15 protein-coding genes are annotated in these 16,266 nt (G+C 69.7%); 7 read left to right on the top strand and 8 right to left on the bottom strand.

What is annotated here, in order from left to right:
* Together ACJ8AN_RS36895 and ACJ8AN_RS36890 are read right to left on the bottom strand one after the other, a co-directional pair.
* Positions 1-371, bottom strand: a 371-nt coding sequence (locus tag ACJ8AN_RS36895; RefSeq protein WP_407760286.1) for an SLATT domain-containing protein, incomplete at its 3' end; no start/stop codon positions are given.
* 28 nt (positions 372-399) lie between these two features.
* A complete protein-coding gene (locus tag ACJ8AN_RS36890) occupies positions 400-1,137 on the bottom strand; it encodes a GNAT family N-acetyltransferase (protein WP_407760285.1) in 738 nt (245 codons plus the stop codon).
* Positions 1,138-1,334: 197 nt separating this feature from the next.
* On the opposite strand from ACJ8AN_RS36890, the gene ACJ8AN_RS36885 reads away from it, so the two are divergent.
* From ACJ8AN_RS36885 to ACJ8AN_RS36875, 3 genes are all read left to right on the top strand, one after another.
* Positions 1,335-2,507, top strand: a complete 1,173-nt coding sequence (locus ACJ8AN_RS36885; protein ID WP_407760284.1) for a cytochrome P450 — start codon at positions 1,335-1,337, stop codon at positions 2,505-2,507.
* 80 nt (positions 2,508-2,587) lie between these two features.
* Positions 2,588-4,000 (top strand): glycosyltransferase, encoded by a 1,413-nt coding sequence (locus ACJ8AN_RS36880; RefSeq protein WP_407760283.1) that lies wholly within the window; start codon positions 2,588-2,590, stop codon positions 3,998-4,000.
* A gap of 139 nt (positions 4,001-4,139) precedes the next feature.
* Positions 4,140-4,538 carry a VOC family protein gene (locus tag ACJ8AN_RS36875; RefSeq protein WP_407760282.1) on the top strand — a complete coding sequence of 133 codons (399 nt, stop codon included), beginning with the start codon at positions 4,140-4,142 and terminating at the stop codon, positions 4,536-4,538.
* A gap of 198 nt (positions 4,539-4,736) precedes the next feature.
* On the opposite strand, the gene ACJ8AN_RS36870 is transcribed toward ACJ8AN_RS36875, so the two are convergent.
* Positions 4,737-5,219 (bottom strand): hypothetical protein, encoded by a 483-nt coding sequence (locus tag ACJ8AN_RS36870; RefSeq protein ID WP_407760281.1) that lies wholly within the window; start codon positions 5,217-5,219, stop codon positions 4,737-4,739.
* 162 nt (positions 5,220-5,381) lie between these two features.
* On the opposite strand from ACJ8AN_RS36870, the gene ACJ8AN_RS36865 reads away from it, so the two are divergent.
* The 4 genes from ACJ8AN_RS36865 (at position 5,382) to ACJ8AN_RS36850 (ending at position 9,333) form a co-directional block, all read left to right on the top strand.
* Positions 5,382-5,510 carry a hypothetical protein gene (locus ACJ8AN_RS36865; RefSeq protein WP_407760280.1) on the top strand — a complete coding sequence of 43 codons (129 nt, stop codon included), beginning with the start codon at positions 5,382-5,384 and terminating at the stop codon, positions 5,508-5,510.
* A 15-nt stretch (positions 5,511-5,525) separates the two neighbouring features.
* The gene (locus tag ACJ8AN_RS36860; RefSeq protein WP_407760279.1) at positions 5,526-6,845 is read left to right on the top strand and encodes a hypothetical protein; all 1,320 of its coding nucleotides are present in this window, start codon (positions 5,526-5,528) and stop codon (positions 6,843-6,845) included.
* A gap of 253 nt (positions 6,846-7,098) precedes the next feature.
* On the top strand, positions 7,099-7,998 hold the full coding sequence (locus ACJ8AN_RS36855) for a phytanoyl-CoA dioxygenase family protein (RefSeq protein ID WP_407760278.1): 900 nt from the start codon (positions 7,099-7,101) through the stop codon (positions 7,996-7,998).
* Positions 7,999-8,121: 123 nt separating this feature from the next.
* Positions 8,122-9,333, top strand: a complete 1,212-nt coding sequence (locus tag ACJ8AN_RS36850; protein WP_407760277.1) for a glycosyltransferase family 1 protein — start codon at positions 8,122-8,124, stop codon at positions 9,331-9,333.
* A gap of 40 nt (positions 9,334-9,373) precedes the next feature.
* On the opposite strand, the gene galE is transcribed toward ACJ8AN_RS36850, so the two are convergent.
* The 5 genes from galE to galK all read right to left on the bottom strand — a co-directional run bounded on the left by galE (position 9,374) and on the right by galK (position 16,262).
* Positions 9,374-10,345 (bottom strand): UDP-glucose 4-epimerase GalE, encoded by a 972-nt coding sequence (gene galE, locus ACJ8AN_RS36845; RefSeq protein WP_407760276.1) that lies wholly within the window; start codon positions 10,343-10,345, stop codon positions 9,374-9,376.
* Positions 10,272-12,626 carry a family 1 glycosylhydrolase gene (locus tag ACJ8AN_RS36840; protein ID WP_407760275.1) on the bottom strand — a complete coding sequence of 785 codons (2,355 nt, stop codon included), beginning with the start codon at positions 12,624-12,626 and terminating at the stop codon, positions 10,272-10,274. Before ACJ8AN_RS36840 ends, galE begins: the two co-directional genes overlap by 74 nt.
* Entirely contained in the window at positions 12,623-13,756 is a 1,134-nt protein-coding gene (gene glf, locus ACJ8AN_RS36835) for a UDP-galactopyranose mutase (RefSeq protein WP_407760274.1), read from the bottom strand. The genes ACJ8AN_RS36840 and glf overlap by 4 nt, the downstream gene beginning before the upstream one ends.
* Positions 13,757-13,801: 45 nt before the next feature.
* Positions 13,802-14,998, bottom strand: a complete 1,197-nt coding sequence (locus ACJ8AN_RS36830) for a glycosyltransferase family 1 protein (RefSeq protein ID WP_407760273.1) — start codon at positions 14,996-14,998, stop codon at positions 13,802-13,804.
* Positions 14,999-15,131: 133 nt separating this feature from the next.
* The gene (gene galK / locus ACJ8AN_RS36825) at positions 15,132-16,262 is read right to left on the bottom strand and encodes a galactokinase (protein WP_407760272.1); all 1,131 of its coding nucleotides are present in this window, start codon (positions 16,260-16,262) and stop codon (positions 15,132-15,134) included.
* Positions 16,263-16,266 lie beyond the last annotated feature (4 nt).

Genomic DNA, 16,266 nt, shown 5'->3' with positions numbered 1-16,266 from the left:
GAGGCCCCGAAGTAGTTGTCCAACCCCACGCACGTGGCGCCCATCACCGCGAAGAGAGACGCCAGGAGGTTCAACTGCTGGAGTTTCTGCTCGTTGGGCAGCAGTTGCACGAGGATGGGGGTGATGCTGGCCAGTGCGGTCAGCAGGATGGCCATGAGCCGCAACCTCCGCCCCCACTTCTTGTTGCTCTCCTTGCGGACGGCGTACCAGAGCATCGCCTCGCGGCCCTTCTCCACGACGGCCTTGTAGAGCTCCTCGAGCTCCTTTGGCTGGTCGGGCTGGGACAGGAGCGGGAGGAACATTCCCTGGATGTTCCGCACCCGCTGCCGCGGCTCCTGACCTGGATTCTCCTGTGGCTTTCCGTTGCCCATGCCCGCCTCCATACTCCGAATGGGCCTTCTAGCGCCCGTACAGCGACACCTCGAACTCCGGTTCGAAGCCGAGCCTCCGGTAGAGCCGCTCGGCCCGCGCCCCCGAGCCCACCTGCAAGGCGATGACGTCACAGCCGTTGCTCCGGGCCTCGTCCACCAGGGAGGCGATGAGCACCCGGCTCATGCCCCGTCCCCGCCAGGCCTGCTGGGTGGCCAGGCTGTAGATGCCGCCCACGCCCCCGGTGCGCAGCAGCAACCCCGCCGACACCGCCCGGCCCTTCTGGTACCCCAGCACGTAGTGATGCGAGGGATCCTCCAGGTGGCGCACCTGCGAGGCCAGCAGGAAGTCGAACCGGCGCCGCCCGGCATCCTGGAGCTCGGGGAAGGCGTCGAGCTGGAGGTTGGTGAAGGCGACGAGCGCCTCGAGCGTGTGCGCGCGCTCCACCCGGAAGTCCGCCACCACCGGAGGCGGCGGCAGCTCCCGCCCGAGCGACATGTAGAGCAATCCGCCCCGGCGCCAGAACCCGTGCTCGCGCAACTGCCGCGACAGCTCCCCCGCCCAGGGCATCACCCGGATGGAGTGGCAGCCCGGCGGCAACGGCGCGGAGAGCGGAGCCTCGAGGACGAGGTAGCGCAGCTCCGGGTCGGTGCTGAGGAGCTCGGCTCCGTCCGGCCTGCGTGACATTCCTCCCCGGTGCAGGGAGGCGATGGTGAGCTGGTTGTCGTGAAGGCGCTGGTGCAGCGCGCTGGGCACGGTCGGCGACACGGGCGGCGACGGTAGCACGGGCTCCGGGCCTCGCTCCCCTCCTCCATTTCGACCGGCCCTCCCGGTCGATTCGACCGGTCCGCACAGGCCCCTCCGCCGCCATGGGGCCCGCGTCCCTCTGGGGCCTCGAGTCCGAACCGCCTGGCCCGCGATTTGCCCTCCGTGGCTCCAGTCCCTTTCCCCCGAGGAAGCGAGCCATGGACCAGCCCCTGCACCTGATGACCCCCGACGTGCGAGCCAATCCCTACCCCCTGTACGCCGAGCTCCGGCGCAGGGCCGTGTGCCAGGTGGAGCCCGGCGGCATGTGGGCCGTGAGCCGTTACGACGACGTGGTCACCGTCCTCAAGGACGCGCGGCGCTTCTCGTCGGCCGGCCTCGGCCGCAGCTTCCTGCCCCCCTGGTTGGAGCGCAATCCCACGGCCGACTCCCTCGTCATGAAGGATCCGCCGGACCACTCGCGGCTGCGCACCCTGGTGAGCCGGGCCTTCAGTGGCGCCGCGCTCGCCCGGCTGGAGTCCCGTATCCGTGACCTCGCCGAGGCGCTCGCCGCGGAGCTCGTGCGCCACCAGGAGGTGGACTTCGTCGCCGGGTTCGCCCTGCCCCTCCCCGCCCGCGTGCTCAACTTCTTCTTCGGCCTGGAGCCCGATATGGCCCCGCGGTTGAAGCGCTGGGCGGATGATCTCGTCAGCATCCCCGCCAGCCAGCCCTCGCCCCAACGCATGGAGGAGATCCGCCAGAGCCTCGCGGAGATGGAGCGCTGCTTCACCGCGCTCATCGAGTCCCGGCGTGCCCACCCCGGAGAGGAGCTCGTGAGCGACCTCATCCGCGGCGAGGCCCTCTCGCACGAGGAGCTCCTGAGCTTCCTCTTCGGCCTGGTGCCGGCCGGGGTGGAGACGACGGTGTACCTGCTCGCCAATACGATGGTCGTGCTCGCGCGGCACCCGCGCGAGCTGGAGCGCGTGCGCGAGCAGCCGGCCCTCATCCCCCGGCTCATCGACGAGGTCCTTCGCTACGAGTCTCCCGCGCAGAGCAGCCTCCGGCTGACGACCGAGGACGTGGTGCTCTCCGGCGTGACGATTCCCCGCGGCTCCGTCGTCGTCGCGTTGATCGGCGCGGCCCTGCGCGACGAGGGCCGCTTCCCCCAGGCGGATCGCTTCCTCCTCGAGCGCGAGAACCCGAGCCAGCTCTCCTTCGGCCACGGGCCCCATTTCTGCCTGGGCGCGATGCTCGCCCGCCTGGAGGCCCGCTTCGGCCTCGAGGCGCTCCTGCCGCGCCTTCGTGGCGTCTCGCTCGTGCGCCAGGAGCTGCCCTGGTCCCAGTCCATCATCGCGCGTGGCCCGCTCTCCCTGCCCTTGCGCCTGGAAACGTGAGCACCGCGCTGCCTCCGTGATGACACTCCGCCAGGAGTGAAGCTCGCCCGGCCCGGCATGCCCGTTATGATGCCGGGTCCATGAGCGATATCGCCTTCCTGTGCCACCCCACGGTGGGCCACCTCAACACGCTGCTGGCCACGGCCCTGCGCATGAGGGCCGAGGGCCACCGCGTCCGCTTCTTCGTCCCGGGAGCCCCATCGCTCGGCTTCCGGTTGAAGCCAGACATCCTCAACAACGTGATGGATGTGCCGGCCATGGTGGAGCGCGCCGGGCTGCCCCTGGAGCGGCTCCGCCCCGCGCTCGGCGTCATCTTCCACGCCATCCGCCTGGCCCGGAGCAGCGGCTACGAGGAATCGCGGATCGCCCTCAACCTCTTCACCGCCGGAGCCGAGGCCACCGCCCGCGACATCCTCCGCCGGCTCGAGCGCCAGCCCGCCGACGTGCTGGTGGCCGACTTCGCCTTCTACCCGGCCCACCTCGCCGCCGAGAAGCTGGGCCTGCCCTGGGCGGCCGTCTACCACAGCGGTCTGCCCTTCCGTGGCCCCGGCATTCCTCCCTGGGGCAGCGGCCTGCCCATCGGCACCCCGGACGGTCCCGAGCTGCATCGCGCCGAGGTGGCCGAGGCGGAGCTGCTCGTGCAACTGGCCCGGCGGATGGAGGAGCCCCGGCGCGCGCTCGGGCTGGTGCGCGGCCCGCCCGACGTCCTGCGCACGCCCGCCTCACCCTGGCTCAACCTGGTGATGAGCCACGAGGCCATCGAGGCCCCTCGCAGCGGCCTGGGCCCGAGCACCTTCTACGTCGGCCCCTGCTTCTCCACCCGCCGGGGCACCGACACCGAGGGCTTCCCGTTCGACAAGCTGCGCGCGGATGCCTTCAAGGTCTACGTGTCGCTCGGCACCGTCTTCAACGACAAGCCCGAGGTGTTCCGTACGCTGCTGCGGGGACTGGACGCCCCGGGCCTCCAGGTCGTGGTGAGCGCGGGCGCGGCGTACCCGGCGCTCGCCTCCAAGCCGCTGCCCCCGCACGTGCTCCTCTTCCGCCGCGTTCCCCAGGTGGACCTGCTGTCGAGGATGGACCTGGTCATCAGCCACGGCGGCAACAACAGCACCAACGAGACACTGGCCGCGGGCAAGCCCCTGCTGGTGGTGCCGGTGGGCGGCGAGCAGCACGACAACGCGCGGCGCGTGGAGTACCTCGGCGCCGGGCTCTTCCAGCCCATGAAGGGGATGACCGAGGAGAGCGTCCGCCGGGCCGTGGCGAGGTTGCGCGAGGATCCGGGCTTCCGCGAGAAGGCCGAGGCCCTACGTCAGCAATTGGAGAACACCGAGGGCACGAGTACGGCCTCCGCGCTCATCTCCCTGCTGGCCCGCCGTCGCGAGCCGCCGCACCTGCCCGAGGGAATGCCTCGCACCGTCACGCGCGAGGCCCTGGCGCCGCTACTCGCCTCAATGGAAGACACTCCGGCCCGGGGCTCCACGCGTTCCGCCTGATGCCGATGGAGGCGGCGGAAATCGAAGCCGCCAAGGGCGAATCCGCTTCGCGCTTGTCGATTTCATGCGTCATCATTCGTCGTCAGGATGCGGGACCTGTAATCAACTCACTCAACTCACCTTCCAACGTGGAGACGTCATGAACAAGCAGATCATCTTCAACCTGCCGGTCAGGAACCTGGACAAATCCAAGGCCTTCTTTTCCGCTCTCGGCTTCAGCTTCAATCCGCAATTTTCCAACGAGAGCGCGGCGTTCATGGTCGTCGTGGACGGCAGTATCAATGTCATGCTGACGACCGAAGCCTTTTTCAAGAGCCTCATCAACAAGCCCGTCGTGCAGGCGAAGGAGGCCAACGAGGTCGTCATCTGCCTGAGCTGCGAGAGCCGGGAGGAAGTCGACAGCCTGATCGCCAAGGCCACCGCCGCCGGCGCCCGCATCCCGCATCCGCCGGAGGACAACGGCTTCATGTATGACCAGGGCTTCGAAGACCTCGACGGCCACCTCTGGAACCTGGTCTGGATGGCGCCGAAGGCTTGACCGGGCCGGCTGGCGGGCTTACCCGCGCTCGTCCCAGTAGCGCTTGAGCAGGCCGTAGATCGCCCAAGCAGGTGAGAAGGCGAGCGTGGCGCTCGAGGCAGCGCCCAGAAAGAAACCGAGGAGGGAGAGGACGCCGCGAGTGGACCAGGCAGAGTTGCTCCGCCGAGTAGCGCCTCTCCCAGAAACCTCCACTCCAGTTCAGGGCTCGCAGAAGCCGCCGCGCACCCACTCGTTGGCGGCGTCTCTGTTGAACTTGAAGGTCACGGGCACGCGATACTTCGCGACGGTCGCGCCAGCGTCGTCCACGGCGGAGAGCAGCGCGTGGGGCTCATACTCATCGGCCACGAGCTCGAGCCGAACCTCGTACCAGCGGCCCTCCCAGGCAATGGAGAGCTTCTTGGTCATGGCCTGGTCGCGCTGTCGCGCGGAGCGGTCCAGGACCTCCGAGGCCGTTTTCACGAAGGTCGCGAACGCCGTCGCATCGAAGGGCTTGGGGTTCTTCTTATCGCGGCCCATCACCCACGGGCTGATGAGGACGGGCTCGGCGAGCCCCTGTTTGCGGATTTCCACGGCCCAGCCGTCATCGTCCTCGTTCTTGATGACCCTGGCCGTCCAGCCGTTCTTCCGCCAGAACGTGGGCTCCATGACTTCGGGCTCGGCAGGCGTGCGCTCGTCGCTCATATGCGTTCCTCATACCCTCCGATTGCCATTTGCCAGAGAAGTATCTGCCCCCTGCGCTACGAAGAGAGCGCTCGCCAGGCTGGCGGTTTCCCCGAGCAATACGGCTCGCATCGAAAGCAATACCCGGCCCCGCGCGGGCTCTGCGATAGGCTCCACACTCCCATGGCCTCGGATCCCGTCACGCTCGTTGCCGCGCTCCGCAATACGCTCGAGGACACCCTCCAGCGCGTCCAGGAGGCCTCCCGGCGCCGCGAGGAGGCCATCCGCGCCCTCATCGCCTGGCTCGGCTAGGACGCCCTCCGCCCCATGCCCACGCGCTCCCCCACGGACACGCCCCCTCGGCCGCAGGACGCGTCGGAGCACGACCTGCGCGTCCAGCTCGAGGGGACGTGGGAGGTGCTCGAGCAGGCCCGGGACCAGCAGGCCGCGCTCCTGGAGCGGCTCACCGCCCGCGACTGGCTGCGCCGCCTCCGGGAGCAGCCCGAGCTGCTGCGGCGCTTCCGCGAGCAGGAGGGCCCCCTGGGCGAAGCGCTCGAGCGCGCCGAGCGCCGGCTCCAGAAGGAGTCCTCGCCCGAGCACCATCCCCTGCGCGTCCTCATCGGCCAGCTCCGCGTCCAGCGCGCCAGCGTCGAAAGCCGGGTGCGCATGCGGCTCACCCACCTCGGCGAGCACAGGGCCACGTCCTTCCTCGACGGGCTCGCGCGGCTGGAGGCGGAGATCTTCGAGCCACCGCCCCGGGTCCCCGGCAAGGACGAGACCGTGCTCGTCTCCGGCGGCCTGACAGGCATGCTCGTGGTGCAGTGCATCCTCATCGTCGTGTGGCTGCTCGCCGGGAGCTATGTCGTCGGCAGTCGTTCCCAAGAAAGTGTCGCGGAGAGGGCCCTCTTCTTCATCTTCATCCTGTCCGTCCTGATGAGGGCCCTGCTCCCCGACCCACACCGGTACTGGCTCACGCCCCGGCGGCTGGTGTGGAAGCAGTTTTTCGGAGGAATGAAGCAGATGCCGCTGGAGTCCCTCCGGCCCGATGGCATCACCCGCCTCACTCACAGCCGCAATTCGTGGACGCGCCCCCTGCGCGGGGAGGGAAAGCAGACCGTCACCTTCTCCAACCTCCAGAACCTCGACCTCCTGGAGGCGTTGCTCCGGATGCACACGGGGCCGCCCCTACGCGGCCGGGTGTCTGGCCCTCCCACGTACACGCTGGCCATGTTCCCGGCCACCCGCCGCTCCCACACCGCCGGCCCCGAGTATTGGGACGAGCCGGGCCTGCTCGTGATGCGCTCCGGCCACGTCGCCTTCCTGCCGGACCAGGGCTTCGACGACATGCTGCGCGCCCTCTTCGGCACCTGGCCCACCGAACGTCCCGCCGAGCTGTCCCTGCCCCTGATGATGCAGCAGCTCTGTCTGCTCCCCGCCGAGGACTTCGACCGCTGCCTGGCCACGGCCGTGCGTGCCGGACGGGGCGAACTCTGGGCCGCCGCCCGAGTCACCCACGGCCCCGTGCCCTCGGGAAGGGGCTATCAGTTCACCGTCCCCCAGGGCCCCGTGCTCACCGGGTACCCCGAGGCCTCACAGCACGACGCCATCGGCCGTGTCGTGCACCACTGGCCACACCACGGCGGATAGCGGACCCCGCTCCGGGCTGACGACGGAGCGGTCGAGCGTTACCGCTGCCTGCCTGGCACCTGCTCGAGCGCTCCCCTGTCCGTCCTGACGGGAGCTCAGGAGGGGCTTTCGGACGACGACGTGCGGGCGTGGCGGGAAGTGAGCCGTGGCGGGTTCACGGCCCGGCGCTTCAAGGAAAGCGATGGGTTCCTCTTCGAACACCCGGCGCAAGCGGGCTCGAATAACCGGGCCGCGGGCTGTGGTTGTAAAGGCCATGCGCTACAACGGACAGGGTCAGGAAGCGGCTTCGAACGCGAAGCAGGTGACGGAAGGCCTCATCAGCACCACCCGGCAGGCGGCCCCTCAGTACGACACCGCGGCCATCATGGGCGGTCTCTATGGGGATGGCATCATCGGCCTGAAGGGAGCCTTCGAGCGCAGCTGGGTGGAGCAGGTCGGACGGGACATCAAGGTCCTGTTCCAGGAGGCACTCGCGCGACCGGGCGGCGCACTCGGCCGGGGGCCCAATCGCTACTACGTCGAGATCCACCCGGAGCGGCTCAGCGGCTTTGTCCACCTCATCACGCACCCGTGGGTGATGGCGGTCTGCGAGTCCGTGCTGGGACCGGACTACAAGGTCGTCGAGCTTGGCTTCGACGTGCCGGGCCCTGGCGCCCTGAACCAGCCCTGGCACCGGGACTTCCCCAGCCCCGAGGAGACGCTGCGCGGACGGCGTTTGAACTCGCTGGCGTTCAACCTCACGACCGTCGATGTCACCGAGGACATGGGCCCCTTCGAGATCGCGCCCGGCACGCAGTGGGACCACGGCCCCGACTTCGAGCATGGGATGTTCCCGCCCAGGTCGCACTATCCCCGCTATCAGCAGCTCGCGCAGCGGAAGATGCCGAAGATGGGCGACATCTCGGCGCGGTCCGCCCTGACAGTCCACCGCGGCACGGCCAACCCGTCCGACAAGTCCCGGCCGGTCCTCGTCCTCGGGGTCGACGCGCCCTGCGCCCGCAACGCGGATCGTCACGACCTGCAGCTCACCCGGAGCTACCACGACTCCCTGCCCCCCGAGGTCCGCCGGCACCTGACGTACCGGGTGGTCGATGAGCTGCTCCCCATCGTGCAGGCTCACACCATCGAAGGTCTCGTGATGGGCGACGCCTGACCCCGAGCAGGCGAGTGGCCGGAGGAACGGCCAGGTCGCTCGCTCGTTCTGTCGTCCCATGGAACAGACCGGAGCGATGCCCACCCTTCCGTCATGCGCCGTATTCCGGCGGAGGGACATCACATGCAGCACACGAAGAAGAGGGACGACACCCGGGGCGCTCTCCCGGACCTCGTCTGCCTGTCGCACCTGCGTTGGAGTTTCGTCTTCCAGCGCCCGCAGCACCTCATGTCGCGCTTCGCGCGTGAGCGCCGCGTCTTCTTCGTGGAGGAGCCCGCCTGGGGCCCCGGTCCCACCCGGCTGGAGGTCACCCGCTCGCCCGAGGGCGTCTGGGTCGCCGTTCCTCACATCCAGGTGGATGGCGCCACGCAGGTGACGCCCGATCCTCCGCCGGGCACCCGTGTGGAGCCGGAGCGCCTCGCGCAGGTGCAGCGCGAGCTGCTCGAGGCGATGCTCGTGGACCAGGGCGTGAACGACTTCGTGCTCTGGTACTACACGCCCATGGCCCTCGCCTTCTCGCACTCGCTGCGGCCGCGCGCGGTGGTCTACGACTGCATGGACGAGCTGTCCGCCTTCAGCGGCGCACCGCCCATCCTGGTGCAGCGCGAGCGGGAGCTGATGCGCCGCGCGGACGTCATGTTCACCGGTGGCCACCATCTCTACGAGTCCAAACGGGAGCAGCACGCCAACGTGCACCCCTTTCCCAGCAGCGTGGACGTGCCGCACTTCGCGCAGGCCCGTCAGGGACCGGCCGATCCGGCTGACCAGGCCGCGCTTGCCCGCCCGCGGATCGGCTTCTGCGGCGTGATTGACGAGCGGATGGACCTGGCCCTGGTGGAGGGCGTCGCCCGGGCCCGCCCGGACTGGCAGCTGGTGATGGTGGGGCCGGTGGTGAAGATCTCCCCCGACAGCCTGCCTCGCCTGCCCAACATCCACTACCTGGGGGGCAAGAGCTACAAGGAGCTGCCGGCCTACCTCGCCAACTGGGATGTGGCCATGACGCCCTTCGCCCGCACCCCGGCCACGCGCTTCCTGAGTCCCACCAAGACGCCCGAGTATCTCGCGGCGGGCAGGCCCGTGGTGTCCACCTCCATCCGGGATGTGGTGCGGCCCTACGGCGAGCAGGGCCTGGTGCGCATCGCGGACACGCCGCGGGCCTTCGTCCAGGCGGTGGAGGAGTGCCTGTCCCAGCCGACAGAGCACTGGCTGCCGCGCGTGGACGCGTTCCTCTCGCGCCTGTCCTGGGACCACACCTGGAGCGGGATGAAGCACCACATCGACAAGGCGGTGGAAGCGCGCCTGGGCGCCTGTCTCACCGAGCTCGCGGAGGTATGACGGGGGGGAGGAGCTCGGGCGGCCCGAGCTCCTCCGTGCGCTAGCGGCGCCGCTGCATCCAGCGCCAGGCGGACTCGACGATGGTGTCGAGCTTCTGCTGCGTGGGCTTCCAGCCGAGCTCGCGCGTGATGCGTCCGGAGCTGGCGATGAGCACCGCCGGATCTCCGGCCCGCCTCGGGCCCTTGGCCACCGGAATGTCCCTGCCCGTGACGCGGCGGGCGCAGTCGATGACCTGCTTCACGCTGTAGCCCTCGCCCCCGCAGCCCAGGTTGTAGATGGAGCTGGGGTGGCCCTTGGCCAGCGCGTGCAGGGCGAGGATGTGCGCCTGCGCCAGGTCCACCACGTGGATGTAGTCGCGCACGCAGGTGCCGTCCGGCGTGGGGTAGTCGTCTCCGTAGACGGTGACCTCCGGGCGCAGGCCGGCCGCCGCCTGGAGCACGATCGGGATGAGGTGCGTCTCGGGATCATGGCGCTCGCCGCTGCGCTCGGTGGCCCCGGCGGCGTTGAAGTAGCGCAGGCTCACGTACTTGAGCCCATGCGCCGCGTCATACCAGCGCAGGGCCCGCTCGAAGGCGAGCTTCGTCTCGCCATACGGGTTGGTCGGCTGCGTCGGGTCGCTCTCCTCGATGGGCTGTTTGGCCGGCTCGCCATACACCGCCGCCGTGGAGGAGAAGACGAGGTACTTCACGTCCGCCTCGCGCATGGCGTCCAGCAGGCTGAGCCCCCCGAGGACGTTGTTGCGGTAGTACTTGGCGGGGACCTTCACCGACTCGCCCACGAGCGAGTCGGCCGCCATGTGCACCACCGCCTCCACCTGGTGGCGGGCGAGCGTCTCGCGCAGCAAGGCGGTGTCGAGCAGGTCCCCCTTCACGAAGGTGGCGCCCTCCACCACCGCCTCGCGGTGGCCCTTGTAGAGGCTGTCGTAGACGACGGCCTGGTCACCCCCCCGCAGCAACTCCTCCGTCACCACGCTCCCGATGTAACCCGCACCGCCCGTCACCATGACTCGCATCGCTGTCGCCTCCGCACACCGCGCAGGCCACCCGGCCACCGCCGGACGCCCGCCGCGTGGGTTTGATCTCGTCTTCCACGAGGTAACGCTCCAGGGCGTTGCCGAGCGTGGGCATCACCTGGCCGCGCTCGCTCGCCAGGGCGCTGTAGCGAGGCCGTGCCGCCGCCCATCCAAAGGACTCCAGGGGCCGCCCCTCCACCCGCCGCGCATCCAGCCCGGCAGAGCGGGCCACCTGGCGTGCGAGCTCCGCCCATGTCACCTCGCCGGTATTGGTGAGGTGCCACACGCCGCTCGCCTCGTCGATGAGCAGGTCCAGGCAGGCGTGCACGAGGTCCGGCACGTACGTGGGGGAGACGACCACGTCCTCCACCGCGGCGAACGGCTCCCCGCGAGCGAGCGCCGAGAGGGCGAGGGTGACGAAGTTGTACTCGTCCCACGGGCCGAAGAAGGCCCCGGTGCGGACCACCAGCGCGGAGGGCAGCCGCTCCAGCACCCGGCGCTCGGCCTCCACCTTGCTGCGGCCATAGTGGTTGAGCGGCTGGACGGGGTGGCTCTCCACGAAGGGCGAGCGCCGCCCGTCTCCGAAGACCAGGTCCGAGGAGAAGGTGACCAGCCGTGTGCCCCGCTCGGCACAGGCGCTGGCGAGCACCTCCGGGCCGAGGGCGTTCTCGCGGAAGCACCGCTCGACGTCCGTCTCGGCGTCGTCCACGCGCACGTAGCCGGCGGCGTTGATGACGGCCCAGGGCTGGTAGTGCTCGAGCGCGCGCTCCACCGACTCCGGCGAGGCGATGTCCAGCTCCTGGCGGGGCAGGAGCTGGAAGGCGATGCCGCGCTGCATGCACAGCCGGGCGAAGGCCCGCCCCAGCGTTCCCGTGGCGCCCGAGATGAGCAGGGGCCGGGGCGTGCGGGCCTGCATACACCGCCCGGGCACCCAGCCGATGTGGGGCGACGGGTTGTCGCCATGCAGGCTGGCGGCGAAGTTGGGCTCCGGCCGCTCCTTGCGCCTCCACCAGCCCGGCGAGTCGAGCAGCGGGTGCTCGAAGTCCCCGCGGGTGGCCAGCGCGTGCGTCATGTGGGCCAGCGCGGTGGGGCGCGGGGCGGGCGCGCGCATGTCGAAGACACCGGGCTCGTAGAAGCCGCGCTCGGCCGTCACCAGCGTGTTCCAGTCATAGGCCCCCAGCAGGCTCCACACGGTGAGGGCGCGCACGTCGGCGCCCTCCGCGCGCAGCGAGCAGACGGCCTCCCAGGCCTCGGCCAGCCAGCGCAGCTGGTCCTCCCGGGTGCAGCCCAGGTGCACCTCGGTGAAGGCCACGGGCAGCCGGTAGCGCTCCCACGCCCTGGAGAGGATGTCCCGGTGCCCGGCGATGGCGTCCTTCCACACCGCGGAGATGTGCACGTCCGCGTAGGCGTCCCGGTCGTTGCCGCCGTGCGACCACTGCGGGTAGTGCTCCATCCGCTCGTCGAGCAGCCGGTCGCTGGTGATGTAGTAGTTCATGCCCACCACGTCCGGGGGCATGGGGTTGTCGAGGAACCACCCGAGCTCCTTCTCGGAGACGCCCCAGCGCAGCAGGTAGGGCCACAGCGGGTGCTGGCGGTCGATGCGTCCACACAGCAGGTCCAGGCTCAGCCAGCGGCGGTGGTTCTCGAACTCGGCCTGGTAGGCCAGGTGCGGGGTGCTGTAGGTGCGCCCCATGTCCTCCGTCTGGATGAGGCGGGCCGCGGGGTTCACCTGGCGGATGGCGCGCATGGCCTCCACCACCGCGCGGCACTGCACCATCATCGTGCGCGCGAAGGTGGGGTAGTCCTTGCCGTGCGGATACCAGTGTCCGTAGAGCCCGCTGAAGCGCCCGGTGGTGAGCGGCTCATTGATGGGGGTGTAGTCCTCCACCCACGGGTAGCGCTCGGCCACGGCCCGCGCGTACTGCGCGAGCTCGAAGGGAAAGGCCGGGTCCACCAGGCTGGTGTGCCTCGGTCCGCTGCCGTGGTGGACGAGGCCGACGATGGGCCGCACCCCCAACTGGCGCAGGCGGGCCAGCCGTGCGTCCGGCCACGTCCAGTCCGCGCGGTGCGGCCCGTTGGGCGCGATGTGCTCCCACAGCACCGGGTAGCGGATGGCCTGGATGCCCAGCGCCGCGATGAGCTCCAGGTCCTCGATGCGCCGCCAGTGGCCGCTGCGCGCCATCTGGTCGAAGTAGCGGTCCCCCACCCGGTTGACCGTGCCCTCGATGCCGCCCCAGATCTCGGGCAGTCCCTCGGGCCTTCCGGAGCTCTTCGTGCTCACGCGTGCCCCTCCACCTGCATGTCGAGCAGCTCGCGTCGGCGCACGCCGATGATCTTGGTGCACAGGGTGAGCGCCTGCGCCACCACCTGGTCCATGTTGTAGTACTTGTACGTGGCCAGCCGGCCCACGAAGTGGACGTGCGGCGTGTCCTTCGCGAGCTGCTCGTACTTGCGGTACAGCTCCGCGTTCTCCGGACGGGGCACCGGGTAGTACGGGTCACCCTCGGCGGTGGGGTACTCGTAGACGACGCTCGTCTTCGGGTGCTCCTGGCCGGTGAGGTACTTGAACTCGGTGCAGCGCGTGTACGGGTACTCGTTGGGGAAGTTCACCACCGGCGCTTGCTGGAACTTCTCCTGGCTGTGCGTCTCGTGCCGGAAGTTCAGCGAGCGGTAGGGCAGCTTGCCGTAGCAATAGTCGAAGTACTCGTCCACGGGGCCCGTGAAGATCATCTCCCGGTAGGGAATGACGTCCTTGACCTCGTGGTAGTCGGTGTTGAGCAGGATCTTGATGTTCGGGTGGTCCAGCATCCGCTCGAACATCCGGGTGTACCCGTGCTTGGGCATCACCTGGTACTTGTCGCTGAAGTAGCGGTCATCGCGGTTGGTGCGCACCGGGATGCGGGCGATGACCGTGGAGTCCAGCTCGCTCGGGTCCAGGCCCCACTGCTTGCGCGTGTAGTTGCGGAAGAACTTCTCGTACAGCTCGCGCCCCACCTTGCTGAGGACCACGTCCTCGGAGGTGCGGATGGCCTCGCGCTTCTCCGCGAGCTTCTGCAGGAAACCCTCCACGTCGAAGGAGGTGAGGTTGAGACCGAAGTACTGGTTGAGGGTGGTGAGGTTGATGGGGATGGGCATGAGCTGCCCGTCCACGCTCGCCAGCACCCGGTGCATGTAGGGCCGCCACTCGGTGAAGCGGCTCAGGTAGTCGAAGACGTCCTGGGAGTTGGTGTGGAAGATGTGGGGCCCGTACTTGTGCACGAGCACCCCGTCATCGTTGTAATGGTCATACGCGTTACCGCCGATGTGCGGCCGCTTCTCCACGATGAGGATCTTCTTGCCGTGGACGCTGGCGAGCCGCTCGGCCATCACGCTTCCGGCGAAACCCGCCCCCACCACCATGTAGTCGAACATGTTGTCTTCTCCTTTTGGGGCGCGGGCTCGCGCCGGATTATCGAATCAGAGGGTGGCCAGGTCCTCGCTGGCCGTGACGGGTGTAGCCGCGACGCGCTCGTCCTCCCGCTGCATCGCGGCGGCATCGAGCAGGGTCTTCATGCGGGCCCAGGTGGTGTCCCAGGACATGGTCGCCAGGTGCGCATCCACGCGGGGCAGCCACGCGGTGTGGTCCTCGGTCATGGCCGCCTCGCAGGCGCGCACGAAGTCCTCCGGCGTGTCGGCGATGCGCACCAGGCCCTGCTCGCCGTAGGGGCGCACCACGTCGCGGATGGAGGTGGACACCACGGGCTTGCCCGCCGCGAGGTACTCGGGCGTCTTGGTGGGGGAGATGAAGCGCGTGGACTCGTTGCGCGCGAACGGCAGCATCGCCACGTCCCAGCCGGACAGGTACGCCGGCAGCTCCGTGTAGAGCTTGCCTCCCAGGAAGTGGAGGTTGGGCCGCCGCGGCAGCGTCGCCGGGTCGATCTTCACCACCGGGCCGATGATGATGAGCTGCCAGTCGGGACGCGCGGTGGCCACCGCCTCCAGCAGCCCGAGGTCCATCCGCTCGTCCACCACGCCGAAGAAGCCCAGCCGCGGATGGGGGATGAAGCCCTGGTCCGCGGGCTCCTGCAACTGCCGGCGCGCGGTGGCGAAGTGCGCCACGTCCACGCTGCTGGGGAAGGCGTGCACGCTGTGGTGCCGGTCCCGCTTGGCCTCGTAGAGGCTCTGGCCGCCGGTGAAGACCACGTTGGCGCGCTCGAGCAGCTCGGCCTCGCGGTGCAGCAGCGCGGGCGGCGCGCCCCGGAAGGCGGACAGCTCGTCCATGCAGTCGTAGACCTCGGCCAACGGCTCGAGGTGGCGCGTGAAGGGCAGCGCCATCGGCGTGTAGTACCAGCTCACGTACCGCCGCACGTCATGGCGGGCGAGCATCTCGTCGAGCAGCGCCCGCTGCATGGCGATGGTCTGTTGCTCGTCGAGGCCCTGGGGCAGATGCGGTACGGCCACCCAGACGCCCTCGGGCGAGCGGGTGACGTGGAGCCGCGGCTGCTTGCGGTCGTAGATGGGCTCCTCGAAGAAGAACACCCGGCGCTCCCGGGCGAAGCGGCTGAGCAGGTGTTGGGGCCGCTGGAAGACGAAGTTCCACCGTAGATGCGAGAGGCACACCAGGTCCGGCAGGTGGCCCGCATCCATCACATTGTTGCCCGATTGGGTCGTCATCGATCCCCTCCCTAGAGTGCCTTGGCGGCTCATGGGGGGGACGGTGGGCACCTCTCGCTTCTCGTCCCATTGACCTGAAGGACAGCTGGGGCCTGGCTGGCTACCCCCCGGTCCCCCGGTCCGTGTGTTGAGATCAGCGCTTTGCCTGGGGCTCGGGGACGAGCACTGTCGCCTTGTGGGCCGAGCGCTCCGAGTAGCGAGCGGCAATGCGGGCCGCGGCGTCCGCTCCCTTGCCCGCCCTGGCCAGCATCACCACGGAGCCGCCGAAGCCGCCGCCCGTCAACCGGGCCCCGAGGACGTCGGGCTCGGCGCGGGCGAGGTCCACCAGCAGATCGATCTCCGGGACGGAGACCTCGTAGTCGTCGCGCTGCGAGGCGTGCGAGGCATACAGCAGCGGCCCCAGCGCGGCCAGGTCCCCCGAGCGCAGGGCCCGCACGGTGTCCAGCACGCGCGCGTTCTCGGTGAGCACGTGGCGCACGCGGCGGCCGAGCGGCTCGGGCAGTGCCAGGGCGCGGGGTAACTCCGCGTCGGGCAGATCCCGCAGCGACGCCACGCCGAGCTGGGCGGCGGCGCGCTCGCACTCGGCGCGGCGCACCTTGTAGTCGCCGCCCGCATGGCTGTGCGTCACCCCCGAGTTGATGACGATGGGCTCCACTCCGGCGGGCAGGGGGACGCGCTCGTATTGGAGGCTGCGGGTGTCCAGGAAGAGCGCCGCGCCGGTGCCCGCGAGGCTGGAGGCCATCTGGTCCATCACCCCCACGGGCGCGCCCACGAAGTCGGTCTCCACCTTCTGGCCCAGCAGGGCGATGCGCACGTCATCCACCTTCAGCCCGAAGGCCTCCCGGAGGCCCCGCAGCAGCGCCACCTCGAGGGCGGCGCTCGAGGACAGTCCGCTGCCGAGCGGCACGTGCGAGTGCAGCCACAGATCGAAGCCCCCGACCTCCAGGCCCTGCGCGCGCAGCACATGGGTGACGCCCTGGATGTAGTCGAGCCATCCCCTGCCCCGCTTCTCCTGTCCCAGCTCGTAGGTGTCCACCTGGCCTTTCGCGCCGAGGTTGGCGCTGAAGGCGCGCACCAGGCGGTCCTCGCGCGGGGCCAGCACCACCTCGGTCTGCTGGGGAATGGCCATCGGCAGTACGAAGCCACCGTTGTAGTCGGTGTGCTCGCCGATGAGGTTCACCCTCCCCGGCGCCTGGACGCGGACCTTGGGGGGCCGGCCGAAGAGCGGCTCGAAGCGGGGTGCGTCATCGGTGGGGGCTTGCATCGCC

The sequence above is a fragment of the Archangium sp. genome (genome assembly GCF_045802675.1).
Classification (GTDB): domain Bacteria; phylum Myxococcota; class Myxococcia; order Myxococcales; family Myxococcaceae; genus Archangium.
The sequence above is the reverse complement of the archived record's forward strand: the minus strand, read 5'-3'. Positions and strand labels throughout refer to the sequence as shown.